General features: G+C 68.1%; 23 protein-coding genes. 16 read left to right on the plus strand and 7 right to left on the minus strand.

The window, feature by feature from the left end; genetic code table 11:
* Positions 1-39: 39 nt before the first annotated feature.
* The 9 genes from sdhC (at position 40) to RHCRD62_RS05670 (ending at position 8,612) form a co-directional block, all read left to right on the plus strand.
* Positions 40-444, plus strand: coding sequence for a succinate dehydrogenase, cytochrome b556 subunit (sdhC, locus tag RHCRD62_RS05630; RefSeq protein WP_084734113.1), 405 nt, complete (start codon positions 40-42; stop codon positions 442-444).
* Positions 445-446: 2 nt separating this feature from the next.
* Positions 447-890: a succinate dehydrogenase hydrophobic membrane anchor subunit gene (locus RHCRD62_RS05635; RefSeq protein WP_050063735.1), complete on the plus strand. Its 444-nt coding sequence runs from the start codon at positions 447-449 to the stop codon at positions 888-890.
* 6 nt (positions 891-896) lie between these two features.
* Positions 897-2,648 (plus strand): succinate dehydrogenase flavoprotein subunit, encoded by a 1,752-nt coding sequence (sdhA, locus tag RHCRD62_RS05640; RefSeq protein WP_050063736.1) that lies wholly within the window; start codon positions 897-899, stop codon positions 2,646-2,648.
* The gene (locus tag RHCRD62_RS05645; RefSeq protein ID WP_050063737.1) at positions 2,648-3,424 is read left to right on the plus strand and encodes a succinate dehydrogenase iron-sulfur subunit; all 777 of its coding nucleotides are present in this window, start codon (positions 2,648-2,650) and stop codon (positions 3,422-3,424) included. The genes sdhA and RHCRD62_RS05645 overlap by 1 nt, the downstream gene beginning before the upstream one ends.
* 221 nt (positions 3,425-3,645) lie before the next feature.
* Positions 3,646-4,065, plus strand: coding sequence for a helix-turn-helix domain-containing protein (locus tag RHCRD62_RS05650; protein ID WP_050063738.1), 420 nt, complete (start codon positions 3,646-3,648; stop codon positions 4,063-4,065).
* A 3-nt stretch (positions 4,066-4,068) separates the two neighbouring features.
* A complete protein-coding gene (locus RHCRD62_RS26145; protein WP_050063739.1) occupies positions 4,069-5,712 on the plus strand; it encodes a hypothetical protein in 1,644 nt (547 codons plus the stop codon).
* Between the two features lie 92 nt (positions 5,713-5,804).
* Positions 5,805-6,242 (plus strand): M48 family metalloprotease, encoded by a 438-nt coding sequence (locus RHCRD62_RS05660; RefSeq protein WP_050063835.1) that lies wholly within the window; start codon positions 5,805-5,807, stop codon positions 6,240-6,242.
* Positions 6,239-7,228: a hypothetical protein gene (locus tag RHCRD62_RS05665; RefSeq protein WP_050063740.1), complete on the plus strand. Its 990-nt coding sequence runs from the start codon at positions 6,239-6,241 to the stop codon at positions 7,226-7,228. Before RHCRD62_RS05660 ends, RHCRD62_RS05665 begins: the two co-directional genes overlap by 4 nt.
* 34 nt (positions 7,229-7,262) lie before the next feature.
* Positions 7,263-8,612 carry a D-alanyl-D-alanine carboxypeptidase family protein gene (locus RHCRD62_RS05670; protein WP_367379634.1) on the plus strand — a complete coding sequence of 450 codons (1,350 nt, stop codon included), beginning with the start codon at positions 7,263-7,265 and terminating at the stop codon, positions 8,610-8,612.
* Positions 8,613-8,668: 56 nt separating this feature from the next.
* On the opposite strand, the gene yhjD is transcribed toward RHCRD62_RS05670, so the two are convergent.
* The 5 genes from yhjD to RHCRD62_RS05695 form a co-directional block, all read right to left on the minus strand.
* The gene (gene yhjD, locus RHCRD62_RS05675; RefSeq protein WP_050063741.1) at positions 8,669-9,700 is read right to left on the minus strand and encodes an inner membrane protein YhjD; all 1,032 of its coding nucleotides are present in this window, start codon (positions 9,698-9,700) and stop codon (positions 8,669-8,671) included.
* A gap of 19 nt (positions 9,701-9,719) precedes the next feature.
* Positions 9,720-10,754 carry a tryptophan--tRNA ligase gene (gene trpS / locus RHCRD62_RS05680; protein WP_050063742.1) on the minus strand — a complete coding sequence of 345 codons (1,035 nt, stop codon included), beginning with the start codon at positions 10,752-10,754 and terminating at the stop codon, positions 9,720-9,722.
* Positions 10,755-10,795: 41 nt separating this feature from the next.
* Positions 10,796-11,599: an exodeoxyribonuclease III gene (locus tag RHCRD62_RS05685; protein WP_050063743.1), complete on the minus strand. Its 804-nt coding sequence runs from the start codon at positions 11,597-11,599 to the stop codon at positions 10,796-10,798.
* Positions 11,600-11,639: 40 nt separating this feature from the next.
* On the minus strand, positions 11,640-12,794 hold the full coding sequence (locus RHCRD62_RS05690) for an MFS transporter (RefSeq protein ID WP_084734115.1): 1,155 nt from the start codon (positions 12,792-12,794) through the stop codon (positions 11,640-11,642).
* 197 nt (positions 12,795-12,991) lie between these two features.
* Positions 12,992-14,215, minus strand: coding sequence for an NADP-dependent isocitrate dehydrogenase (locus tag RHCRD62_RS05695; protein WP_050063744.1), 1,224 nt, complete (start codon positions 14,213-14,215; stop codon positions 12,992-12,994).
* Positions 14,216-14,564: 349 nt separating this feature from the next.
* On the opposite strand from RHCRD62_RS05695, the gene RHCRD62_RS05700 reads away from it, so the two are divergent.
* The gene (locus tag RHCRD62_RS05700; protein ID WP_301280715.1) at positions 14,565-15,395 is read left to right on the plus strand and encodes a shikimate 5-dehydrogenase; all 831 of its coding nucleotides are present in this window, start codon (positions 14,565-14,567) and stop codon (positions 15,393-15,395) included.
* A 16-nt stretch (positions 15,396-15,411) separates the two neighbouring features.
* Here the strand turns inward: RHCRD62_RS05700 and RHCRD62_RS05705 are convergent, their stop codons facing one another.
* Complete coding sequence (locus RHCRD62_RS05705; protein ID WP_050063745.1) at positions 15,412-16,782, minus strand: serine hydrolase domain-containing protein; 1,371 nt, start codon at positions 16,780-16,782, stop codon at positions 15,412-15,414.
* Between the two features lie 174 nt (positions 16,783-16,956).
* Between RHCRD62_RS05705 and RHCRD62_RS05710 the strand changes: the two genes are divergently transcribed.
* Both RHCRD62_RS05710 and RHCRD62_RS05715 read left to right on the plus strand, forming a co-directional pair.
* Positions 16,957-18,117 carry a benzoate/H(+) symporter BenE family transporter gene (locus tag RHCRD62_RS05710; protein ID WP_253277220.1) on the plus strand — a complete coding sequence of 387 codons (1,161 nt, stop codon included), beginning with the start codon at positions 16,957-16,959 and terminating at the stop codon, positions 18,115-18,117.
* Positions 18,118-18,126: 9 nt separating this feature from the next.
* The gene (locus RHCRD62_RS05715; RefSeq protein ID WP_050063746.1) at positions 18,127-18,576 is read left to right on the plus strand and encodes an acyl-CoA thioesterase; all 450 of its coding nucleotides are present in this window, start codon (positions 18,127-18,129) and stop codon (positions 18,574-18,576) included.
* A 610-nt stretch (positions 18,577-19,186) separates the two neighbouring features.
* On the opposite strand, the gene RHCRD62_RS05720 is transcribed toward RHCRD62_RS05715, so the two are convergent.
* Entirely contained in the window at positions 19,187-20,218 is a 1,032-nt protein-coding gene (locus tag RHCRD62_RS05720) for a phosphotransferase family protein (protein WP_050063747.1), read from the minus strand.
* Positions 20,219-20,463: 245 nt separating this feature from the next.
* Here RHCRD62_RS05720 and pdhA point away from each other — a divergent pair, with 245 nt between their 5' ends.
* Genes pdhA through RHCRD62_RS05740 form a run of 4 tightly spaced genes read left to right on the plus strand, consistent with a single transcriptional unit; the run spans position 20,464 to position 24,992 of the window.
* On the plus strand, positions 20,464-21,552 hold the full coding sequence (gene pdhA, locus RHCRD62_RS05725; RefSeq protein WP_050063748.1) for a pyruvate dehydrogenase (acetyl-transferring) E1 component subunit alpha: 1,089 nt from the start codon (positions 20,464-20,466) through the stop codon (positions 21,550-21,552).
* Positions 21,549-22,526, plus strand: coding sequence for an alpha-ketoacid dehydrogenase subunit beta (locus RHCRD62_RS05730; RefSeq protein WP_050063749.1), 978 nt, complete (start codon positions 21,549-21,551; stop codon positions 22,524-22,526). The genes pdhA and RHCRD62_RS05730 overlap by 4 nt, the downstream gene beginning before the upstream one ends.
* Before the next feature lie 4 nt (positions 22,527-22,530).
* Complete coding sequence (locus tag RHCRD62_RS05735; protein WP_050063750.1) at positions 22,531-23,751, plus strand: dihydrolipoamide acetyltransferase family protein; 1,221 nt, start codon at positions 22,531-22,533, stop codon at positions 23,749-23,751.
* A 53-nt stretch (positions 23,752-23,804) separates the two neighbouring features.
* On the plus strand, positions 23,805-24,992 hold the full coding sequence (locus tag RHCRD62_RS05740; RefSeq protein WP_050063751.1) for an MFS transporter: 1,188 nt from the start codon (positions 23,805-23,807) through the stop codon (positions 24,990-24,992).
* Positions 24,993-25,059: the final 67 nt, after the last annotated feature.

A 25,059-nucleotide genomic window follows, 5' to 3' on the forward strand; every position in this document is an offset into this window, starting at 1 on the left:
GCGGCGCGTCCACCAAAAATGTTGGAGGCACAGCACTCGATGAGTAGCACGACTGAAGCCGCTCCGGCACAGGAGCGCACGCGGTCGCTATACCGGGGCGACCCCGGAATGTGGTCCTGGGTCCTGCACAGGATCACCGGTGTCGCGACATTCTTCTTCCTCTTCGTCCACGTGCTCGACACCGCACTGGTGCGAGTCAATCCGGACACCTACGACCGGGTCATCGAGACCTACAAGAACCCCGTCGTGGGGCTCATGGAGCTCGCCCTCGTCGCGATGGTGCTCTACCACGCACTCAACGGCCTGCGCGTGATGCTCGTCGACTTCTGGTCGAAGGGCGCCCAGTACCAGCGCGTGATGCTCTGGGTCATCCTCGCGATCTGGTTCGTGGTGATGATTCCGGCCGCCGGTCGCATCTTCTACAACATGTTTGCGGGGCACTGACAATGAGTGAAGCAAAGGTTCTCGCCACCTCGTACGACCGCCCCGCCAGCCTGGACAGCCCGCGTTCGCCGCGGCGTCAGGCCAAGAACAACTTCGAGCTCTACGCCTGGTTGTTCATGCGCCTGTCCGGCCTCGCCCTGATCATCCTGGTACTCGGCCACCTCTTCATCATGCTGATGGTCGACGAGGGTGTGCACCGCATCAACTTCGCGTTCGTCGCCGGCCGCTGGTCCAGCCCGTTCTGGCAGCTCTGGGATCTGTCGATGCTGTGGCTCGCGATGCTCCACGGTGGCAACGGACTGCGCACCGTGATTGCTGACTACTCGCGCAAGGACTCGACGCGCTTCTGGCTCAACGTCGTCCTCGCGGTGGCGATGATTCTCATCCTCGTCACCGGCACGTATGTCATCTTCACCTTCGACCCGACCTTCATCCCGGGGAGCTAACTCTTCATGCTGGAACATCGTTACGACGTCGTCATTGTCGGGGCAGGCGGCGCCGGCATGCGCGCCGCCATCGAGTCGGGTCCCCGCACCCGGACTGCGGTCCTGACCAAGCTCTACCCCACCCGCTCCCACACCGGCGCGGCGCAGGGCGGCATGTGCGCCGCACTCGCCAACGTGGAAGAGGACAACTGGGAGTGGCACACCTTCGACACCGTCAAGGGCGGCGACTACCTCGCCGACCAGGACGCCGTCGAGATCATGGCCAAGGAGGCCATCGACGCGGTGCTCGACCTGGAGAAGATGGGTCTTCCCTTCAACCGCACCCCCGAAGGCAAGATCGATCAGCGCCGCTTCGGCGGTCACACCCGTGACCACGGCAAGGCTCCGGTTCGCCGGGCCTGCTACGCCGCGGACCGCACGGGCCACATGATCCTCCAGACGCTCTACCAGAACTGCGTCAAGCACGACGTCGAGTTCTTCAACGAGTTCTACGCGCTCGACATCGCGCTCACCGAGACCGACGAGGGCCCGGTCGCCACCGGCGTCATCGCGTACGAGCTGTCGACCGGCGACATCCACGTCTTCCACGCGAAGTCGATCGTGTTCGCCACCGGTGGCTCGGGCCGCATGTACAAGACGACGTCCAACGCGCACACCCTCACCGGTGACGGCATGGGCATCATCTTCCGCAAGGGTCTGCCGCTGGAGGACATGGAGTTCCACCAGTTCCATCCCACAGGACTCGCGGGTCTCGGCATCCTGATCTCCGAGGCCGTGCGCGGCGAGGGCGGCATCCTCCGCAACGTGGACGGCGAGCGCTTCATGGAGCGCTACGCCCCCACCATCAAGGACCTCGCGCCGCGTGACATCGTCGCCCGGTCGATGGTGCTCGAGGTGCTCGAGGGTCGTGGCGCAGGTCCGAACAAGGACTACGTCTACATCGACGTCACGCACCTCGGTGAGGACGTGCTCGAGGAGAAGCTCCCCGACATCACCGAGTTCGCGCGCACCTACCTGGGCGTCGACCCGGTCACCGAGCTCGTGCCGGTGTACCCGACGTGCCACTACGTGATGGGCGGCATCCCCACCAAGATCAACGGTGAGGTCCTGCGCAACAACGAGGATCACGTCCCCGGCCTGTACGCCGCGGGCGAGTGCGCCTGCGTGTCCGTGCACGGCGCGAACCGTCTCGGCACCAACTCGCTGCTCGACATCAACGTGTTCGGCCGTCGCGCCGGCATCGCGGCCGCCGAGTACGCCCTGTCCACCGAGTTCGTGCCGCTGCCGGACGAGCCCGCGAAGATGGTCGAGGAGTGGCTCGAGGTCATCCTGTCCGACCACGGCCACGAGCGCGTCGCGGACATCCGCACCGAGCTGCAGCAGTCCATGGACAACAACGCGTCCGTGTTCCGCACCGAGGAAACCCTCACGCGGGCCCTGGAGGACATCAAGGGCTTCAAGGAGCGTTACAACCACATCACCGTGCAGGACAAGGGCAAGCGCTACAACAGCGACCTGCTCGAGGCCGTCGAACTCGGCTTCCTGCTGGAGATGGCCGAGGTGACCGTCGCCGGTGCACTGAACCGCAAGGAGTCCCGCGGCGGTCACGCCCGCGAGGACTACCCGGATCGCAACGACGCCGAGTACATGCAGCACACGATGGCGTACAAGGAAGGGGCGGACCTCATCGCCCCGATCCGTCTGGACTACAAGCCGGTTGTCCAGACCCGCTACGAGCCGATGGAGCGTAAGTACTGATGTCCGCACCCGTTGTAGACAAGGACGCGCCCGCGCTGCCTCCCGTGCCCGAGGGCGCCGTCATGGTCACCCTCAAGATCGCCCGGTTCAACCCGGAGGACGGCAACGGTCAGCACTGGGAGTCCTTCCAGGTTCCGACCCTGCCGACCGATCGCCTGCTGAACCTGCTGCTGTACGTGAAGGGCTACCTGGACGGCACGCTGACGTTCCGTCGGTCCTGCGCGCACGGCGTCTGCGGTTCGGATGCCATGCGGATCAACGGTGTCAACCGACTGGCCTGCAAGGTCCTCATGCGGGACCTGCTCCCGAAGGACGCGAGCAAGCAGCTGACCATCACGATCGAGCCGATCAAGGGTCTGCCGGTCGAGAAGGATCTCGTCGTCGACATGGAGCCGTTCTTCGACGCGTTCCGCGCCGTGAAGCCGTTCCTGATGACCTCGGGCAACGAGCCGACCCGCGAGCGGATCCAGTCGCAGGCCGACCGCGCTCGCTTCGACGACACCACCAAGTGCATCCTGTGCGCGTGCTGCACCACCTCGTGCCCGGTGTACTGGAGCGACGGCAGCTACTTCGGCCCGGCCGCGATCGTGAACGCACACCGGTTCATCTTCGACAGCCGTGACGAGGGTGCCGCCGAGCGGCTTGACATCCTCAACGACAAGGAAGGTGTGTGGCGCTGCCGCACGACCTTCAACTGCACCGACGCATGCCCTCGTGGCATCCAGGTCACGAAGGCCATCCAGGAAGTCAAGCGGGCGCTGTTGTTCACTCGCTGACAGCCTTCGGTCGATCACCCGACAACGCCGTCCAGCTACAAAGGCGCGGACCCGAGAGGGTCCGCGCCTTTGTGTGCTTTCTGACCAGGTCAGGCGTTACGTTCACATTTCAGATCACGAAGCTGCGTTCCTTCCGCAACCAATCCGTTACCATATGCCGATGAAGGGGTCGAGACCCTGATTCAGGGGTCAAACATACGAAGGGATCGGGACCAACAGCAATGGAGTCAGACTTCGCTTCTCGACTGAACAAGCTGTTCGAGACAGTGCATCCACCAGGCCGCAAGCCGCACACCAACACCGAGGTCGCCGAGGCTCTCAACGGTTCCGGCCACCGCATCTCCAAGCCCTACATCTCCCAGTTGAGGAACGGGCAGCGCACCAATCCTTCACCCGAAACCGTTGCGGCACTTGCCCAGTTCTTCAAGGTCAAGTCCGACTACTTCTTCGACGACATCTACGCCGCTCGGATCGACCACGACCTCGAACTACTCTCCCAGCTCCGCGGTTACGGGCTGCGGCGCCTCTCGGCTCGTGCATTCGATCTGTCCAGCGAGTCGCAGGAACTCCTCACCGCCATGGCCGAAAAGCTCCGGCGCAGTGAAGGTTTGCCCGCCACTCCCCCGGACTCCACCGAGTAACAGGTGCGAACCACCTTCGCACAGGCAAGGCGCTGGCGGGTCCTGACCGTCAGCGCCTTGCTGGGTGTCGCGATCACCGTGCCCGCCGTCGTCATCGCCGCACAGTACGACATCGGGGACGGCGACTCATCCGCCGCGACACCCGCCCTCGTCGCCCACGAACAGGATCAGGGCAACAGGGGTAACGGGAACGGCAACAACGGCAACGGCAACGGCAACGGCAACGGCAACGGTCCGGGCAACAACGGCAACGGCAACGCCTACGGCCACTGGTGCCACCACGATCACAATCGGCACGGAAACCACTGCGGTGGAACGCCGTCCACCACAACCCGGCCGACCCGAACCACGACTGTCCGGCCCACTACCACAACGGTCGAGCCGACCACCACCACCGTGGAGCCGACGACAACCACCGTCGAGCCGACCACCACAACGGTCGAACCCACCACCACCACCGTGGAACCGACGACAACCACCGTCGAGCCGACCACCACAACGGTCGAACCCACCACCACCACCGTGGAACCGACGACAACCACCGTCGAGCCGACCACCACAACGGTCGAACCCACCACCACCACCACCACCGTGGAACCCACCACCACCACCGTCGAACCGACGACGACCACCGTCGAACCGACGACGACCACCGTCGAACCGACGACGACCACCGTGGAACCCACCACCACCACCGTCGAACCGACCACCACCACCACCGTCGAACCCACCACCACCACCACCGTCGAACCGACGACAACCACCGTGGAACCCACCACCACCACCGTCGAACCGACCACCACCACCACGGTCGAACCCACCACCACCACCGTGGAACCGACCACCACAACGGTCGAACCCACCACCACCACCGTGGAACCGACCACCACCACCGTCGAACCGACGACGACCACCGTCGAACCGACGACGACCACCGTGGAACCCACCACCACCACGGTCGAACCCACCACCACCACCGTCGAACCGACGACAACCACCGTGGAACCCACCACCACCACCGTCGAACCGACGACAACCACCGTGGAACCCACCACCACCACCGTCGAACCCACCACCACCACCGTCGAACCCACCACCACCACCGTCGAACCGACAACGACCTCAGCCGAGCCGACGTCGACGACGACGCAACGTGCCGACGGGGAGCAGTCCAGCGGCGGCAACGACGCCCGAGGCGATGCGGGCGACGAGCCGACTCCGTCGTCCGGCCCGGAGTCCGCCGCGCCCGAGCAGCCGAGCGAGTCCGACCAGCCGACCGCACCGGAACAGACCACTGCGCCCGAACCGCCCTCGCGAGACGAGGCGGCCGGTGATGATCAGGGGATGGATGAGCGCGACAACCGCACCGATGCGGCAGCGGAGCCTGCGGCTGTATCCGAGGGCGCGTCGACGGCGGCGCGGCCGGAATCGACCGCGGGTGCGGCAACCTACGCTGCGCCGTCGCAGCCGGACGTGGCATTGGCGTCGGCGTCGCGCCCGGGTGGCGACGTCGGCGCGGCAACCGCAGGTGTGACAGCAGTTCTGGCTGCGGCCGGTGCGACGGGGTTCATGAGTTTCCGGAGTGCACGCGCAACTCGCTTGCGTTTGGATCGCGCGCGGGCGGAGTTCCTGGAGCCGCGGCCGTGACCGCCTCCCGCACCGAGTCGGCGCGCGGTGACGGGTCGCGTCCGGTCCGCGATCATCGCCGCGTCCTTGCTGCGGTCGACGCCGTCCTGGACATGGCTGCGCAGACACATGCGGTGACGATCGAGGACATCGTCCAGTCGTTGGCCGACAGGCGTCGTCGTCCGATCGAGATCGTGTACGAGGATCTGGGTCCGGGGGTGTGGGGACAGCGCCGCGAGTTCGCCGATCACGATCGGATCGTGCTCGCGCGTAGCCTGCCGAGTGTGACGAGAACCCTTGCCCACGAAGTCGGACACATCGTTTTCCGCCACCCTGGTGCTGCCGTCAAGGAGGCGACTCTCGCGGCCGACGACGACCTGATCGCGTACATGCTCAGCCAGCGGTCGTCGGCCTCGGTCGATCCGGATCGCGAGGCGTTGCACGAGTGGGAGGCGGAGGCATTCGCGGTCCGGCTGTTGCAGCGACTCGGCCAATTCGACCGCGGTGACGACTGGCGTCCGCTGCTCTGCTTCGACGAGGCTCTCGGGTGATCACCTGGGTTGTCGCGCTGCTGTGTTCGACGGCGGTGGGCGCTCGCATCGGCCGGTTGACCGTTCGACCGCCGTCCCTGGCGCGGATCGCGATCGCGATCGCCGCGGTGACGTTGACGGTGGCGGCGACGGTGCGGACGACGACCGTGACCGAGGTGCTGGACGGGTCCGGCGACGGTGTGGCCGCGACGGTGTTCGAATTGTGCCTGGTGCTGTTCGCCGCGACGACCGCGTTGATCGCGGCTGCGTCGCTGACGGTGTTGAGCACGCGGCCACAGTGGCCGCTCTCGGCCGCGTCCGCGTTGGTCGCGGCTGTTGTCGTCGTCGTGGAACTGGTGTCCGCGCACCACAGTCCGGTCACGTCCGCCTATCTGGTCGTCGCGTCACTGTTCGCGACCGGAGTGTCGGTGCGGTACATCCGCTGGAACCCGCTCGGGCGGGCGATCGGCCTGTACAGCGCGGGACTGGTTGTAATTGCGGCGATGTGTGCGGTGAATCTCGCGACGGCCACCGACGATCACGTCTCCCCCGGGTCGGCGTGGTGGTCGCTCGCGGTGATACTCGTCAGCGCCGGCTGCTCGTCGGTGATGATCGAGGCATGGGCGCGAGCACGGCTCGACCTGCGCCGGACCAGGACGGTGTGGACGATGCTGACCACGGCGCATCCCGAACTGCTCGACAGCGACTACAAGTCCGTGACGACGACGCTGACGGCCGACGACCGGGTGTCGCAGATCCTCGACGGCCTGTACCTGCACGCGGGTGCCGGACTGATCACCCGCGGTGCGTCCGAACCGCCCACGGAGATGTCGACACAGGCGGATGCGGTCGCCGGCTGGCTGCATCGCACCGCGGTCGAAATCGAACCGTTCGATCCGGGGTGGCTGGGCACACCGGAGGGCGTGACGGATCGGCAGTGGATCCTCGCGGTCTGTACGGCGTACGACCGACCGCGCAGACGCGCCGCCACCACTGCCGGGGTGTAACCGACCGGCTGTTGTGCGTTACCCTGCCTCCGCGATGACCATGCTCGGCAGAACTTCGATGACGCTCGCCCCGACGCCGACGCGCCGCGGGGTGAGGGGCTGCGCTGTTGCCGCTGTCGCGGTCGGCCTGCTCGTCCTGGTCGGTGCCCCCGCGGCGGCGCAGCAGCCGCCGGACGGCGTACCGCCCACCAGCGCACCTTTCATGACCCCGAACACGGACTCGTGCCCGAACCGGTCTGTGCCACCGCCTGCGATCGATCTCTCCGAGATTCCGGCCCCGGGGCAGACGGCACCGGCCCCGCTTCCCGTCCCGTCGGATGTCGTCGGCGGCGGAGACCTCGACGAGTGCGGTGTGGTGACCGCCGAGAACACTCCCCCGCTACCTGCGGACATCTCCGCGACAGGGTGGGTGCTGGCTGACCTCGACACCGGGGAGGTGCTCGCGGCGAAGGATCCGCACGGCCGCTATCGACCTGCGAGCACGATCAAGATGCTGCTGGCGCTCGTCGCGCTCGACGAGCTGGACCTCGATGCCACGGTGACGGCCACCTCCGAGGACGCCGCCATCGAGGGCAGCGCGGTGGGACTGGGCAAGGGCGGGGTGTACACGAACCGACAGCTGCTGCAGGGGCTGGTGATGGCGTCGGGCAACGATGCCGCGCATGCGCTGTCCACCCAGCTCGGCGGAGACGCCGAGACAGTGCGGAAGATGAACGAACTCGCCGTGGCGCTCGGCGCCCACGACACACGGACGGCCACACCCTCCGGACTCGACGGACCCGGAATGTCCACGTCCGCTTACGATCTCGCCCTGATCTACCGCGCGGCGCTGCGCAACGACACGTTCGCCGAGATGATCCGGACACAGACGGTGGACTTCCCTGGGTTTCCCGAGGACCCCGCCGATCCGACCGACACCCCGCGGCCCGGTTTCGCGCTGTCCAACGACAACAAGCTGCTCTACAACTACGACGGCGCACTGGGCGGGAAGACCGGCTACACGGACGACGCCCGGCAGACGTTCGTCGCCGGGGCGGAACGCGGCGGACGACGGCTCGTGGTGACGCTGGTGAAGGCGGACGTCGAACCGATCCGCCCGTGGGAGCAGGCCGCACGACTCCTCGACTACGGCTTCGCCCTCCCCGAATCGACGTCGGTGGGGGCCCTCGTCGAGCCCGGCAGCGTGTCCTCCGACGAAGCGGAGGACACCGGTTCCGTCACCGTTGCAGCGCCGCCTGCGGGGGCGAGTCCGGTGTCCGCGGCGGGCGCAGCCACACACTCCTCGGGTGGCGCGTCGACCACCACGATCGTCGCGGTCGGCGGCGGGATCATCGCCGTGCTCGTCGCATCGGCCGCAGTGGTTCAGGGCCGCCGACGGCGCTAGCGGCTCCGCCGCCTGTGCGCCTTGTGGCAGTGGGGCTACGCAACAGGCACAGCGCGTCAGCGCCTGGCTCGGTGTCGCCGCAGCAACCCACCTATTCCGAGCGTCGCGGCGACGCCGGTCCCTACCAGGACCGTCGCCTCGGCGAACGTGGTGCGCCTCGCGGGCGCTGGCGCGGCCACCTCGATCACTGCTGGCTCGGGCGGCGGTACGAACGCCCGGGCCTCGTTCTCATGGGACGTTGCCGCCCACGCTGTCGAGAACAGGACGAGCCGCGCTGTGAAGTAGATGAAGACGAGCAGACCGATGATCGGACCGAATGTCGAACCCGCCGGACCGCCGGTGACGCTCTGCAGGTAGATCACCCCGACCCGTTTGAAGATCTCGAAGCCGACGGCAGCGATCAGCGCGGCGCGGGCTGCGCTGCCCAGGGTGACCGGTTCCCGGGGCAGCCGGGCGATCGCCCAGGTCAGCAGACCCCACGTCACGGCGAGCGCAAGCACACCGAGCCCGATCTCGACGAGCGACTGCACCCAGCCGAGATCGTCGATTCCGAGGAACTCGAGCACGGTTCCGATGACGCCGCCCCCGGCGAGCACCGACAGCCCGATCGACGCCACCACTGCGACGAAGAGGCCGCCCAGCTTCGCCAGGTCGTGCAGTTTCGTCGCGACGAACCCGGACCTGGGGTGCTGCTGTTCCCACATCTCCGTCAACGCCTCACGGACGTTCGCCATCCATCCGAGGCCCGAGTACGCGGCGACGAGCAGACCGAACACACCGACGGTGGCGCGCGCCGCTACGGCGGAGTCGATGAGCTCGTTGATCTGAACTCCGAGATCTCCCGGCATCGCCTCGGTGACGGCGTCGTGGATGGAGTCGAGCAGCGCGGGGTCCCGGACGAGGACGAAGCCGCCGATCGCGAAGGCCACCATCAACAGGGGAAACAGCGCGAACACACTGAAATACGTGATGCCCGCGGCGAAATAGTCGCCCCGGTTGTCCTGGTAGCGACCGGCGGCGCGGACGACGTGATCGAGCCAGGGCCAGGCGGCACGTCGGCGCTCCAAGAACCCCTTGATGTCCGGCACCTGCTACGTCTCCTTCGGTTCAGCCCTTCTGCGGCAGGAACCCCACCTTGTCATAGACGGCCGCCAGCACACGGGACGACACTTCGCGCGCCCGATCCGCGCCCGCATCGAGGATGCGGTCGAGTTCGGCCTGGTCGGAGAGGTACTCGTCGACCTTCGCACGCAGTGGGGTGACGAACTCGACCAGGACGTCTGCGGTGTCGGCCTTGAGGTCGCCGTAACCCTTGCCCTCGTAACCCTTTTCGAGGTCCTCGACGCTCGTCCCGGACAGCGCGGACTGGATCGTGAGCAGGTTCGAGACGCCCGGCTTGGTCTCGCGGTCGAACCGGATCTCCCGCTCGTTGTCGGTGACGGCGGACCGGATGCGCTTGGCGGACACCTTCGGGTCGTCGAGCAGGTTGATCAGGCCCGCATCGGATGCGGCGGACTTGCTCATCTTCGACGTCGGATCCTGCAGGTCGTAGATCTTGGAGGTGCCCTTGATCATCTGCGCCTCGGGAATCACGAACGTCTTGCCGAACCGGGTGTTGAATCGCTGCGCGAGGTCGCGGGCCATCTCGAGGTGCTGACGCTGGTCCTCGCCGACCGGCACGCGCTGCGGGCGGTACAGCAGGATGTCCGCGGCCATCAACACGGGGTAGGTGAACAGGCCGACCGTCGCCGCCTCGGTGCCCTGCTTCGCCGACTTGTCCTTGAACTGCGTCATCCGGCTCGCCTCACCGAAACCGGTGATGCAGTTGAGAACCCACGCCAGCTGGGCGTGTTCGGGCACCTGGCTCTGCACGAACAGCGTCGACCGCTCCGGGTCGATCCCGAGCGCCAGCAGCTGCGCCGCGGCGATCTTGGTGCGCTTGCGGAGGTCCTTCGGGTTCTGCGGAACGGTGATGGCGTGCAGGTCGGGGATGAAGTAGAAGGCGTCGAAATCGTCCTGCAACTGCACCCACTGGGCGAGCGCGCCGAGGTAGTTGCCGAGGTGGAACGAGTCGGCGGTCGGCTGGATACCGGACAGCACCCGCTGCTTGGCGGTGGGGGCGGACGATTCGGAACTCGACATGCGTCGATCTTTTCATGCAGTCCCGGAGGCGACGGAACCGGTCAGCGGTAGCGCACCGTCACCGGCGCGTGGTCGGACCAGCGCTGGTCGTACGACTCCGCGCGCTCGACGACCGCTTCCTTCGCGCGCTCTGCGAGTTCCGGGGTGGCGGCCTGGTAGTCGATCCGCCATCCGGAGTCGTTGTCGAACGCCTTTCCGCGGTACGACCACCAGGTGTACGGCCCGGCGATGTCGGGGTGCAGGCCGCGCACCACGTCGACCCAGCCGTACTCCCCGAACACCGAACCCATCCAGGCGCGTTCCTCGGGCAGGAATCCCGAGTTCTTCACGTTGCCCTTGTGGTTCTTCAGATCCAGCTCGGTGTGCGCGATGTTCCAGTCACCGCACACCACCATGTGCCTGCCTGCCTGTGTGGCCGCCGCGGCTGCGGCCGACAGGTGTGCGCCGAACGTCCCGAGGAATCGTTCCTTCTCCACCTGCCGATCCGTGCCGACCTCCCCGGACGGCAGGTAGAGGCTGGCGACGGTGAGGTCGTCGAAGTCTGCTTCGAGATAGCGGCCCGCACCGGCGAACTCGTCGTCGCCGTGACCGATCCGCACTGCATCCGCGGGCCGCCGCGAGAGCACCGCGACACCGTTGCGGCCCTTGACCTCCGGTTCGGCACTGACCGCATGCCATCCGGAGTCGAGGGCGGACGCCAGGGTGGTTCGGAGCTGCTTGTCGTCGGCGCGGGTCTCCTGCAGACAGACGACGTCGGCATCGGTGGCGGCGAGCCACTCGAGCAGACCCTTCTTGGCTGCGGCCCTGATGCCGTTGACGTTGACGGTGGTGATGATGTGCGGCACGGGAGGACACCGTAGCGGAGCGCGCCGACACGGGCGGACCTCACCCGGTGACCTGCGTGGACGCCCTTCTGCGTTCCAGCAGGACCGCGAAGCCGAGCACGACAAGCCCCGCGACCGCGAGCATCGACCCGACCGCTGCGGGCGCCGTGTACCCGTATCCGGCGGCGATCACGACGCCGCCGATCCAGGCGCCGAACGCGTTCGCGACGTTCAATGCCGCGTGGTTGAGGGCCGCCGCCAGGGTCTGCGCGTCGGCGGCGACGTCCATGAGCCTGGTCTGCAGTGCAGGCACCATCGCCGATCCGGCGACGCCGATGAGGAACACGAACACCAGCGCGGTCACCGGCGTGCGCACGGCGATCACGAAGACCGCGAGGATCAGCGCCAGCGCGGTCATCGAGACGGCGAGCCCCTTCGTCAGGGCACGGTCGGCGAGGTGGCCGCCGACGACGTTTCCCACCACCATGCCGAGCCCGTACAGCATCAATGCAATCGGGATCAGCGACTTCGCGAGGCCGGTCACGTCGGTGAGCGTGGTGCTGATGTACGAGTAGACGGCGAACATGCCGCCGAAACCGACCATGCCCATGATCAGCGTCATCCACACCTGCACCCGGGTGAGAGCGCCGAGTTCGGTGATCGGGTTGGTCGTCGGCATCGCGTCCAGTCGCGGAATCCATGCGATCAGGGACGCGACAACCGCGACTCCGATGACGGTGACGAGCGCGAACGCGCTTCGCCAGCCGAGGTGCTGCCCGAGCCACGTGGCGACCGGGACCCCGACGACGTTCGCGATCGACAGCCCGATCATCACGTTCGCGACGGCCTTGGCGCGGCGGCCCGGTTCCGCGAGGTGCGCCGCGACCAGTGCCGCGACCCCGAAGTACGCGCCGTGCGGCAACCCGGCAACGAACCGCGCGGCCATCAGCGTCGGATAGTCGGGGGCGAGCACCGACGCCGCGTTACCGAGGGTGAACGCCACCATGAGTGCGATCAGCAGGGTTCGCCTGGGGACTCGCGCGGTCAGGGCCGCGATGAGCGGGGCGCCCACGACCACCCCGAGCGCGTACGCGGAGATGACATGTCCCGCCGTCGGCTCGCTGATGTCGAGGCCACCGGCCATCTCGGGCAGCAGTCCCATGGCGACGAACTCGGTCGTGCCGATCCCGAATCCGCCGAGCGCGAGGGCGAGCATCGCGAGTGACCGAAGGGAGGGCGGACGTTCGGAGCGGGACAGTGTCGACGAAACCACCCGTCGATTGTCGTCGCGTCGGCGACGAACCTCCAGGTGGGAGCCGGTGAGCTCGCTCACCCGACGGTGCCGCCACGACGAAGGGCCCCTGCCGCGGTCGTGCTCCGACCGGGCGGGGGCCCTTCGTGACGCGGCGCGACCTACTTCGCCGAGACCGCCTTGCGCAGGTTCTCGTCGAGCGCACCGAGGAACTCCTCGGTGGTCAGGTAGCCCTGATCTCCACCGACCAGAAGCGCGAGATCCTTCGTCATCTGACCACCCTCGACGGTCTTGATGACGACGTCCTCGAGCTGCTGTGCGAAGTCGATCACCTCGGGGGTGTTGTCGAGCTTGCCGCGGTGCTCGAGGCCACGGGTCCAGGCGAAGATCGACGCGATCGGGTTGGTCGACGTCGGCTTGCCCTGCTGGTGCTGGCGGTAGTGCCGGGTGACGGTGCCGTGCGCGGCCTCCGCCTCGACGGTCTTGCCGTCCGGGGTCATCAGCACGGAGGTCATCAGGCCCAGCGAGCCGTAGCCCTGCGCGACGGTGTCCGACTGGACGTCACCGTCGTAGTTCTTGCAGGCCCAGACGTAGCCGCCCTCCCACTTGAGCGAGGAGGCGACCATGTCGTCGATGAGGCGGTGCTCGTAGGTCAGGCCCGCGGCGTCGAACTCCGGCTTGAACTCTTCCTCGTAGATCCGCTGGAACTCGTCCTTGAACATGCCGTCGTAGGCCTTGAGGATCGTGTTCTTGGTCGACAGGTAGACCGGGTAGTTCTGCTGCAGACCGTAGGCCAGCGACGCCCGCGCGAAGTCCTGGATGGACTTCTTGTAGTTGTACATCCCCATGACGACGCCGCCGTCCTCGGGAATCTTGCACACCTCGTGCTGGATCGGCTCGGAGCCGTCATCGGGGGTGTACGTGATGGTGACCGTGCCTGCGCCGGGAACCTTGAAGTCGGTGGCGCGGTACTGGTCGCCGAAGGCATGACGTCCGACGATGACCGGCTTGGTCCAGCCCGGAACCAGGCGCGGCACGTTGGAGATCAGGATCGGCGCGCGGAAGATGGTGCCGCCGAGGATGTTACGGATGGTGCCGTTCGGCGACCGCCACATCTTCTTGAGACCGAATTCCTCGACCCGCGCCTCGTCCGGGGTGATGGTCGCGCACTTGACGCCCACGCCGTGCTTCTTGATGGCGTTCGCGGCATCGATGGTGACCTGGTCGTCGGTCTTGTCGCGGTACTCGATACCGAGGTCGTAGTACTCGAGATTCACATCGAGGTACGGGTGAATCAGCTTGTCCTTGATGAACTGCCAGATGATGCGTGTCATCTCGTCGCCGTCGAGTTCGACGACGGTGCCCTCAACCTTGATCTTGGACATATGTACTTCGCGTCCTCCTAGGAAGTTTCCCCTGGTCACACGGTTGCCGTCCGCATCGTGAGCGGCCGGCGAACGACTCAATTCGTAAACCCATACAACGCGGGGCAACCCCGGGCTGCGGAGCCAAACATAACAAGCGTACTGCTAGCCGCTCGGCGCGCCAACGGTCGACCCTCGCCCATCGTTCGGCAACTACGCCCAGCTCAGGCCATCACCCGGAGGTCTTTCGCACTGCTGCCGCAGGTTTCGCCATCCACCCCGGCCTCGACACCCTTCGACTGTACGGCGTGGCGTGATGCGAGTCACTCGCTCACGGGTGCGCCGCAGCTCCCGGCGCTACCGTGGACGGGTGCGCCCACTCAGCAAGGACACCGTCAACCGGGACACGACACTCTGCATGTCCCTGTCCGCGCGGCCCTCGAACATCGGGACGCGGTTCCACAACTTCCTGTACGAGGAACTGGACCTCGACTTCCTGTACAAGGCCTTCACGACCACCGATCTGCCCACGGCGATCGCAGGCATCCGGGCCCTGGGGATTCGGGGCTGCGGGGTGTCGATGCCGTTCAAGGAGGCGTGCATCGCCCACGTCGACGTGATGCACCCGTCGGCGTCGGCGATCGACTCGGTCAACACCATCGTCAACGAGGGCGGCGTGCTGCACGCCTACAACACCGACTACCAGGCCGTGGCCACTCTCCTGCGGGACCGTGCGGTCAAACCCACCACGAGCGCCGCCGTCGCGGGCAGCGGCGGGATGGCGAAGGCCGTCGTCGCAGCGCTGCGGGACACCGGACTGGCCGACGTCACCGTGATCGCGCGGAACGAGTCGACCGGTCGGGCGCTCGCCGAGCAGTACGGTTTCGACTGGCAGCCGGAACTCGGCAGGCTGCGTCCCCGACTTCTCGTGAACGCGACCCCGATCGGCATGGCGGGCGGTCCGGAAGCCGACGACTCCCCGTTCGCCGACGACGCGGTGCACGCCGCGGATACCGTGTTCGACGTGGTCGCGATGCCGCCGGAGACTCCGCTGATCCGGGCCGCCCGGGCCGCCGGGAAGTCCGTCGTCACCGGCGCCGAGGTGATCGCGTTGCAGGCCGCGGAGCAGTTCGTCCTCTACACCGGTGTCATGCCGACCGCCGATCAGATCCGGCGGGCGTCGGAGTTCTCCCGCGCCTGACGCCGGCCGGTGCGGCTCAACCGGTGGGGGTTGGCACCATCGTGGTCGCTGCGGGCGTCACCGGCATCGTGGTCATCGGGGGCGGAACGTGCGTCGTGGGCACTGCCGGCGGAACCTGCATCGTGGTCGCTGCCGGCGGAACCGGCGTCGCGGGCACTGCGGGCGGACCCGACGTCGGCGCCTTGTCGGCCAGTCGGTACACGTGGTCCGGGGTGATGACCTGCGTGATCGCGTTGGCCAGCAACGTGCTCGGCTCGCTCCCCTCGTACGCCTCGTCGGTGTTGATCATGATGACGAGGGTCATCTCCTTCTCCGGCAGGTGGACGACGACGGTCTGATATCCCGGGAGGCTGCCGTTGTGCCCGATCCAGCCCTCGACGTCGAAGATCCCGAGCCCGTAGCCGACCCCCGGCGCGTAGCCGGGGGCAGTGACGGTCTCGAGCCGCTGCGCCTGCGTTTCCGGGGTGAGGAGTGTTCCGTTCGCCAGGGCGGGAGCCCAGATCCGCAGGTCGTCGAGGGTGGAAATCATCGCGCCCGCCGCCCAGCCCCAGGACGGGTTCCAGTCGGTTGCGGTGGCCTCGTTTCCGTCGAGGGTCTGCGTCGTGTACCCCTGCGCGTGAGGCTCGGGGAAGGCCGCATCGGTGGGGAAACTGGTGTCGTCCAGTTCCAGCGGCGCGAGGATCTTCTCGGTGATGTAGTCGGGCAGCGACATTCCGCTGACCTTCTCGACGACCAGGCCGAGCAGGGTCGTGTTGGTGTTCGAGTACTCGAATCCCTCGCCGGGCGGGAACGACGTGGGCAGCGCGAATGCGTATCCGAGGAGCTTTTCGGGAGTGAACGGGGCATTCGGGTCGGCGAAGAACGCCTTCTGGAAATCCTCGCTCGCCGTGTAGTTCGCGAGCCCACTCTGCATGCGCGCCAGCTCGCGGATCGTGATCCGGTCACCTCCCGGAACACCCGGGATGTACTTGTCGATCGGATCGTCGAGGCCGACCGTGCCCTCGTCGACGAGTTGGAGGATCCCGGTGACGGTGAAGGTCTTGGTGACGCTGCCGATGCGGCTGTAGAAGTCGGTCTCCATGGGCGCGCCGGTGGCCTTGTCCGCGACGCCGTGCGCCGTGACGTAGGCGCCCTCCGGGCTCCAGACACCGACGATCGCGCCGGGTATCGAGGCCTGCTCCATCGCCGACTCGATGGCGACGTCCAGGCGTTGCGAGAGTGCGGGGTCCAATGGTGCGTCCGATCCGACTGTTGCGGATCCGGACGTCGTCGATGTCGTGGTGTCCGTGCCGGAGTCGGAGCAGCCGGCGAGGACCAGCAGTGCGGTGGCGGCGACAGCCACCGGTCCGAGGCGTCGACGGAACCAGGTCGCGATCGGTGGCGTCATGTGCCGGTCCCGTCGTCGGCGTGTGGTGTGAGTCACAAGCTACCCCGCGGGCGGCCGGCGCGCCGGATGGGAACCACCGCGCGAGGCCACCGCGACGTGCCGGGGACAATGTCCGTCGTGCCTGCACCTGCCGAATCCCGCTCGTCCCCGTCCGATCCGGGTACCGGTCACGCGATCGTCGCCGGGGTGGTCACCGCTCTCGTCGGGTTCACGAGTTCGTTCGCGGTCGTGCTCACCGGGCTGCGCGCGGTCGGTGCGAGCCCCGAGCAGGCCGCCTCGGGACTGCTGGCCCTGTGCGTGACCCAGGCCGTCGGAATGGTGTGGTTGGCCCGTCGGTTCCGGATGCCGATCACGCTCGCCTGGTCGACACCGGGTGCGGCGCTGCTCGCGGGTTCCGGCGCCGTCGCAGGCGGGTGGCCCGCCGCGGTCGGAGCGTTCGTCGCGGTGGGTGTCGCCATCGTCCTCACCGGGCTGTGGCCGCGACTGGGGCGCCTCATCGCGTCGATTCCCGTCCCGCTGGCGCAGGCGATGCTCGCGGGCGTGCTGCTCCCCCTGTGCCTCGAACCCGTCACCGCGCTGCGCGTTTCACCCGCCGCAGTGGCGCCGGTCATCGTGGTGTGGCTCGTCCTGCAACGGTTCTCGACCCGCTGGGCGGTGCCCGCGGCGTTCGCGACCGCCGCGGTGGTGATCGCGATCGATCTGGCGTCCGGCAACGCGACCGTCGACCGGACCGCACTCGTCCCCCGACTCGACCTCACGGTCCCGCAGTGGTCGTGGCAGGCCATGGTGGGAATCGCCCTACCGCTGTACGTCGTGACGATGGCGTCGCAGAACATCCCGGGCACGGCCGTGATGGCGTCGTTCGGCTACCGGGTCCCGTGGCGCGCCGCGATGGCCGTGACGGGTGTCGGCACGGTGGTGGGGGCACCCGCGGGCGGACACGCGATCAATCTCGCCGCGATCAGTGCCGCGCTGGCGGCCGCCCCCACCGCACACCCCGACCCGCGCCGACGGTGGGTCGCGGCGTTCACCGCAGGGCTGTCCTATCTGGTTCTCGCCGTGACCTCGGCGGCGCTGTCCGCGCTGGTGGTCGCCGCACCGCCCGGCGTCGTCGAGACCGTTGCCGGTCTCGCCCTGCTCGCGACCCTCGCGGGCGCTCTGATGTCGGCGCTGTCCGACGAGTCGGATCGCCTCCCGGCGGTGCTGACCTTCCTGGTGGCGGCGTCGGGTGTCGCGTTCGCCGGGATCGGTTCCGCGTTCTGGGCGCTGGCGGCGGGCCTGGTGATCCGACTGCTGCTGCGGGCGGAGCCGCGACGCGTTCGGTCGGGTGACTAGGGTCGGTTCGTGACCGCCGACGCCGCTTCCGTCCCGACCGCAGCCGACTACCCCGTCCTCTGGCCTGTACCCACCCGGTGGGCCGACAACGACCACTACGGGCACGTCAACAACGTCACCTACTACTCGTACTTCGACACGGCGGTGAACGCGTTCCTCATCCAGGAGTCGGGGGTGGACATCCGCGACCTGCCCGCGATCGGTGTCGTCGCGGAGACGTCCTGTACGTACCGCCGTGAGCTGAGCTTCCCGGACGCCCTTCAGATCGGATTGGCCGTCGACCGGCTCGGAAGCAGCTCGATCACCTACTCGCTGGCCATCTTCCGCGTTGCGGGTGACGGCCTCGACCTGGCTGCGACAGGTCGTTTCGTGCACGTGTACGTGGACTCCGAGACGCGGCGTCCCGTACCGATCCCCGACGAGATCCGTTCCGCGGTCGAACGGCTCGTCCGCATCTGAGCGAATCGCGCCACCCGAGGAACACGTCCACCCCGCTCGGGTCCGAGCGGGGTGGACGGAATGCACAGGTGCGGCCGGGGCGATGCCCCGATCGTGACCTACTCTGCGGGGGTCTCGGCGACCGGCGGCGGCGTGGTCTCGCCGTCGGCGGAGAAGCTGCCGAGAAGATCAGTGAGCAGAGTGACGATCTGATCCATGAAGACTCCTTCTAATCCGTTGATGCACCGGGTCCGGCAATGCCGGGGTGCGCTGACGAACTCCCCCCGATAGGAAGCGCGTCGAACCCGGTCACTCCACCGTGTACGCGGCGGGTTCGCGGTGTGTCACATGCAGCCGAATCGGCCGAGCACGAGTGTGCCACCACCACAGCGGATTACGTGCCGCTTTTCGGGAATCACTTCACCGACGCGAACACCCCTTCGAGTTCGCGAAACTCTCGAATTCGATAGCGGCGGTGAAGCAAAGATCCAATCATGAATACAGATCCGGCGTCTCTTGCTGTCGATTCACGACCGAAATCACCTACCACACTGCCGGATTCACAAACCGATCGATCGGGATACAGAGACGGTAACGAAATACCCACTCACGCCAGGTATTTGCCGGAAGGTCAGCGAAGGCCGGCGGCGTCCGCGGTCTCGCGTGCCCGTTCGACGATGTCGTCGATGAGCTTGACGGACGGCCCGCCCGACTCGGCGGTGTTGCGGGGGTCGTCCAACGTCCGACGCAACACCCCCTCGGCGATGATCGCGAGCTTCCACAGTGAGAGCGCATGCCAGAAGCCGAGCGCCGCCGGGTCACGGCCCGTCTCGGCGAAGTACACCTCGGCGAGTTCGTCGCGTGTCGGGAACCCCTCCACCGTCGACGCCACGAACGGACCGGTCACGGCGTCGTCGGCCTGCGCCCAGTAGCCGAGCAGCGCTCCGACGTCGGCGAGCGGATCACCCAGCGTGGACAGTTCCCAGTCGACAACGGCGACGACCCTGCCGTCGTCCTTCGAGGTGATGACGTTGCTCAGGTGGAAATCACCGTGCACGAGGGTCGTCTCGGTCTGCTGCGGGATCGACCGCGCCAACAGCTCGGTCAGATCGTCGAGCGCCTGGACCTCGCGCGTCTTCGACTTCTCCCACTGCCCCGTCCACCGTCGCATCTGGCGTTCGGCAAACGGAGATCGGCTCGCCAGGTCGTCGAGGCCCGCGAGTTCGAGATCGACGCCGTGAATGCGCGCGAGCGCCCTCGGCATGGACAGTCCCGTTGCGCGGCGCAGCTCGGGCGTCAACTTCCTGGCAACTCCGATGTTGTCGACGACGACGCCGTCGACGTGACTCATCAGCATCAGGGGAGCGTCGGTGACCGACGGGTCCTCCGTCAGGGCAAGGGCTTTCGGAACGGGCACTCCCGTACCCTGGAGGGCGGTGATGATCCGGTACTCGCGGGCGACGTCGTGGGCGGACGCCAGCAGATGTCCGAGTGGCGGCCTGCGCAGAACCCACTGGGAATCGCTGGAGTCCGTCACCCGGTAGGTGAGGTTCGACTGACCGTTGCCGATGCGCTGGAAGGTCAGTGGCGCGAGCGCTCCGATCCCGAGGTCCGCGATCCAGGCGGCGACCGCCTCCTCGTTGAGGCCAACGGCATTGCTCATCGACTGATCCCTCCTGATCGCCGGACCGTCCGGCCCTGGCCCTACGGATTCGGCGGCATGCCCGTCCGAACCGTCGATGCTAGTGCCCCACTCACACGGTCGGCTGGATATCACGACTCCGCATCGGCCTGCTGGTACGCGCACCTTGCGCCACCGCGACAAAGGGGGATGCTGGTGGTGAGGGCTCGGCGCGTCGGGCGTCGTCTCACGAGGACTTCCCCGGCGGCTACCGCGAGGAGGTCCCGGTGGGCGACAAGAAGGTCTACCCGGTCCAGCTGGTCCAACCGGACGGCAGGCGGGTGCACGGTGCGCCGTGCGCGGAGGTCGTCGCCGACATCGACACCGCACGGCTGCGCGGGCTGTACACGGACATGGCGGTGGTAAGGCGGATCGACGCCGAGGCAACCGCGCTGCAGAGGCAGGGTCAACTCGGGATCTGGGCGCCCTGCCTCGGCCAGGAAGCCGCCCAGATCGGCTCCGCGCGGGCCCTGCACCCCGACGACTACGTGTTCACCAGCTACCGCGAACACGGCCTCGCGTACTGCCGCGGCGTCGACCCTGCCCAGTGGCCGAGGTTGTGGCGCGGGGTGTCCCTGTCCTGCTGGGACCCGAACGCGCACGCGATGACGAACCCCGCGATCGTCGTCGGTGCGCAGGGACTGCACGCCGTCGGCTATGCGCTCGGCGCACATCTGGACGGCGCCGAGATCGCCACCGTCGCCTACTTCGGCGACGGCGCGACCAGTCAGGGCGACATCGCAGAGGCACTCGGGTTCGCGGCCACGTGGGGCGCCGGTGTCGTGTTCTTCTGCCAGAACAATCAGTGGGCGATCAGCGAACCGGTGCGACTGCAGTCCCCGATCCCGTTGGCGCAGAGGGCAACGGGATACGGAATCCCGTCGGTGCAGGTCGACGGCAACGACGTCCTCGCGGTCCTCGCCGTCACCCGCGGCGCCGTTGCCCGCGCCCGCGACGGCGGCGGCCCCGGATTCGTCGAGGCGCTGACGTTCCGGATGGGTCCGCACACCACGTCCGACGATCCCACCCGCTACCGCACGGGCGCCGACGTCGCACCGTGGCAGGCGCGCGATCCCCTCGAGCGGATCCGCCGTCTGCTCGCCGCGGAGGACGGGTGGGACGAAACCTTCGACTCCGGCGTCCGCGAGCAGGCGGACGCCGCCGCCGCCGCGTTCCGCGCGGGCACCCTCGCACTCGCCGACCCCGACCCGGCGGCCCTGTTCGAGCACGTCTACACCCACGGGCATCCCCTCCTCGACGAGGAACGCGCGCGGTACCGGAACTACCTTCGCTCGTTCGAGGAGGTGCCGTCATGACCACCACCACCCTCGCGGGAGCCGTCAACGCCGGACTGCGTCGCGCGCTCGAGGACGACCCGAAGGTCGTCCTGATGGGCGAGGACATCGGCGCCCTCGGCGGGGTGTTCCGGGTGACGGACACCCTGCAGAAGGACTTCGGCTCGAATCGCGTCATGGACACACCCCTCGCCGAATCCGGCATCGTCGGAACCGCGTTCGGTCTCGCACTGCGCGGGTACCGGCCGGTGTGCGAGATCCAGTTCGACGGCTTCGTCTATCCGGCGTTCGACCAGATCGTCTCGCAGGTCGCCAAGATCCACTACCGCACCGAGGGCCGCGTCCGGGCGCCTCTGACGATCCGCATTCCGTTCGGCGGCGGAATCGGTGCGGTCGAACATCATTCGGAGTCGCCGGAGGCCCTGTTCGCGCACATCGCGGGCCTGCGGGTGGTGACGCCGTCCAGTCCCGCCGACGCGTACACGATGATCCGGCAGGCCATCGCGGACGACGACCCGGTGATCTTCCTCGAACCGAAGCGGCGGTACTGGGACCGCGGCGAGTTCGACCCTGAGGTATCCCCCGAACTCGACCTGTACCGCGCCCGCGTGATCCGGCCCGGTACCGACACGACCGTCGTCGCGTACGGACCGATGGTGGCGACCGCTCTCGCCGCCGCCGACATCGCCGACAGCGAGGGCCACTCCCTCGAAGTGGTGGACCTACGGTCGCTCTCCCCCATCGACTTCGACACCGTCGAAGCATCCGTGCGCCGCACCGGCCGGCTCGTCGTCGCCCACGAGGCCCCGGTGTTCGCGGGACTCGGCGCGGAGATTGCCGCCCGCATCGGCGAACGCTCCTTCTACCAACTCGAGGCTCCGATTCAGCGCGTCGGCGGCTTCGCGACGCCGTACCCGCCGGCAAAGCTCGAGAAGCACTACCTTCCCGACCCGGACCGGATCCTCGACGCCGTCGACCGGACCCTCGCCGGGTGACGCCGTGACCGTTCACGAGTTCCGGCTACCCGACCTCGGCGAAGGCCTCACCGACGCCGAACTGGTGTCGTGGACGGTGGCCGCAGGCGACGTCGTCACACTCAACCAACCGATCGCGGAGGTCGAGACCGCGAAGGCAGGCGTCGAACTGCCGTCTCCCTTCGCGGGCGTCGTCGTCGAACTGCTCGCCGAGCCGGGCACGATCGTCGCCGTCGGTGCGCCACTGATCCGGATCGACACGACGGACCTGCCCGAACAGGCTGCACCGCAAGGTGATCCGGTGCTCGTCGGATACGGGCCGACCACGCCGACCGGGACCAGGCGGCGCGGCCCACCCCCAGCACCACGCCCGGACGACGGCCCGCAGACCCGCCCGGACGCGACACCGTCCGCGCGTCGCCTGGCCCGGGAACTGGGCGTCGACCTGGTGACGGTGCGGGGCAGCGGCCCGGGCGGCGCCGTCACGGTCGGGGATCTCGGGGACGTCGGGGCCAGGGACGCCGGGACAGTTCGTGCGACGGAGCCCGACGAAACCCGTACCCCCGTTCACGGCGTCCGCAAACGAACCGCCGACGCAATGGTCCGCAGCGCATTCACCGCACCGCACGTGACCGTGTTCGTCACCGCCGACGTCACGGCATCGATGGACCTGCTCGACCGGTTGCGCGCGACGGCCGCGTTCACCGAGATCACGCTCACCCCGCTGGCGCTCGTCGCGAAGGCGATGCTGGTGTCGCTGCGGACCCATCCCGAACTGAACTCGAGCTGGGACGAGGAGCGGCAGGAGATCGTCACGTTCGGGCACGTGAACCTGGGCGTCGCGGTCGCGACCGACCGTGGCCTGCTCGTGCCGACGGTCCGGGACGCGCACGCAATGACCCTCGTCGACCTCGCGCAGGCGCTGTCCGAGGTATCCGCCGAGGCCCGAGCAGGCACGTCCACTCCCGCCGACCTGACCGGCGGCACCATCACCGTCACGAACGTCGGCGTGTTCGGCGTCGACGCAGGCACCCCGATCCTCGTGCCCGGCCAGGCGGCGATCCTGTGCCTCGGTGCCGTCACGCGCCGCCCCTGGGTGGTCGACGACCGGGTCGTTCCCCGCTGGGTCGCGACGCTGGGTCTCTCGTTCGACCACCGTGTCGTCGACGGTGAGCAGGGTTCGCGGTTCCTCGCCGACGTCGCCACCCTCCTCGATGGCTCCGGCGCCCATGCGCCTTCGTGGTAGTTCTGGCCACCAAGGAGGCAATTCTGGCGGCGGAGCCGCCAGAATGGGGAGCGATGCTTCTCACCACTCTCGACACCGTCCGCCTCCGCCGTGCCCGCGCCGCCGTCTTCGGCGTCTTCGCCGTCAACGGATTCCTGCTCGCCGCGTGGGTGGTGCACATTCCCGCGATCTCCGAACGCACCGGCATCAGCCACGCCACCCTCGGATGGCTGCTGCTGGTGCTGGCGGGCGCCGCACTGATCGGCATGCAGATCGCGGGGCCGCTGGCAGACCGGTGGGGCAGCAAACCGATGGTCGGTGCGGCAGGTCTGCTGCTGTCGGCCGGAGCGATCGGCCCCGGCCTCGCGACGGACACCGTCACACTCGCCGCGGCACTCGCCGTGTTCGGCCTCGGCAACGGGGCGCTCGACGTGTCGATGAACTCGCAGGCCGTGCACGTCGAACGCGCGTACGGCCGACCGATCATGTCGGCGTTCCACGCACTGTTCTCCCTCGGCGGTGTCGTCGGCTCGCTGCTGGGCGCGGCCACGCTTGCCGCCGGATGGAGTCCGCTGACCGCCCTGTCCGGGGCGGCGGCGCTGGGCGCCGTGCTCATCCTCGCCTGCGTGCCGATGCTTCTCCCCCACGAACATCACGCCGCCCCGCAGCGCCCCGCCGGCGCAGCCGGCTCCGGTCGCACCCCGACCGCGAAGATCCTCACCCTCGGCGCAATCGCGTTCGCGGTGTTCCTCGCCGAAGGCGCCGCGAACGACTGGAGCACCCTGCAGGTCAAGGAACACCTGGGTACCTCCGAGTCGACGGCGGCACTGGCGTTCGGCGCATTCGCAGTGATGATGACCGTCGGCCGGCTCACCGCCGACCAGGTGGCAGCCACCTTCGGTCCGGTCGCGGTCGTCCGCTACGGGACGCTGATCGCGGCGGTCGGGTTGACTGCGGTCATCGCCTCGGTGTGGGTGCCGCTGACCCTCGCCGGATGGGCACTGTTCGGGCTCGGCCTGTCGGGGTGCATCCCGCAGATCTTCACGGCGGCGGGCAACCTGCACGGCGGCGCTCCCGGCGTGAACATGTCGCGGGTCGTCGGGATGGGGTACATCGGGCTGCTCGCGGGTCCGGCCCTGCTGGGGTGGCTCACGCACCTGATGCCGTTGACGGCGACGCTCGTCGTGCCGCTCGTGATCGTCCTGCTGGCGTCGTGGTTCGCCGGCCAGGTCAGTCCGGCGTCTGACGTCGCTGACGATTGAGTGGTCCGGACCGCGCACGGTGGCTATCCTCGGCCCGCAACCGACCGGAAACCACGCAGGAGGATCC

It is taken from the genome of Rhodococcus sp. RD6.2 (assembly GCF_001040705.1).
Classification (GTDB): Bacteria; Actinomycetota; Actinomycetes; order Mycobacteriales; family Mycobacteriaceae; genus Rhodococcus_G.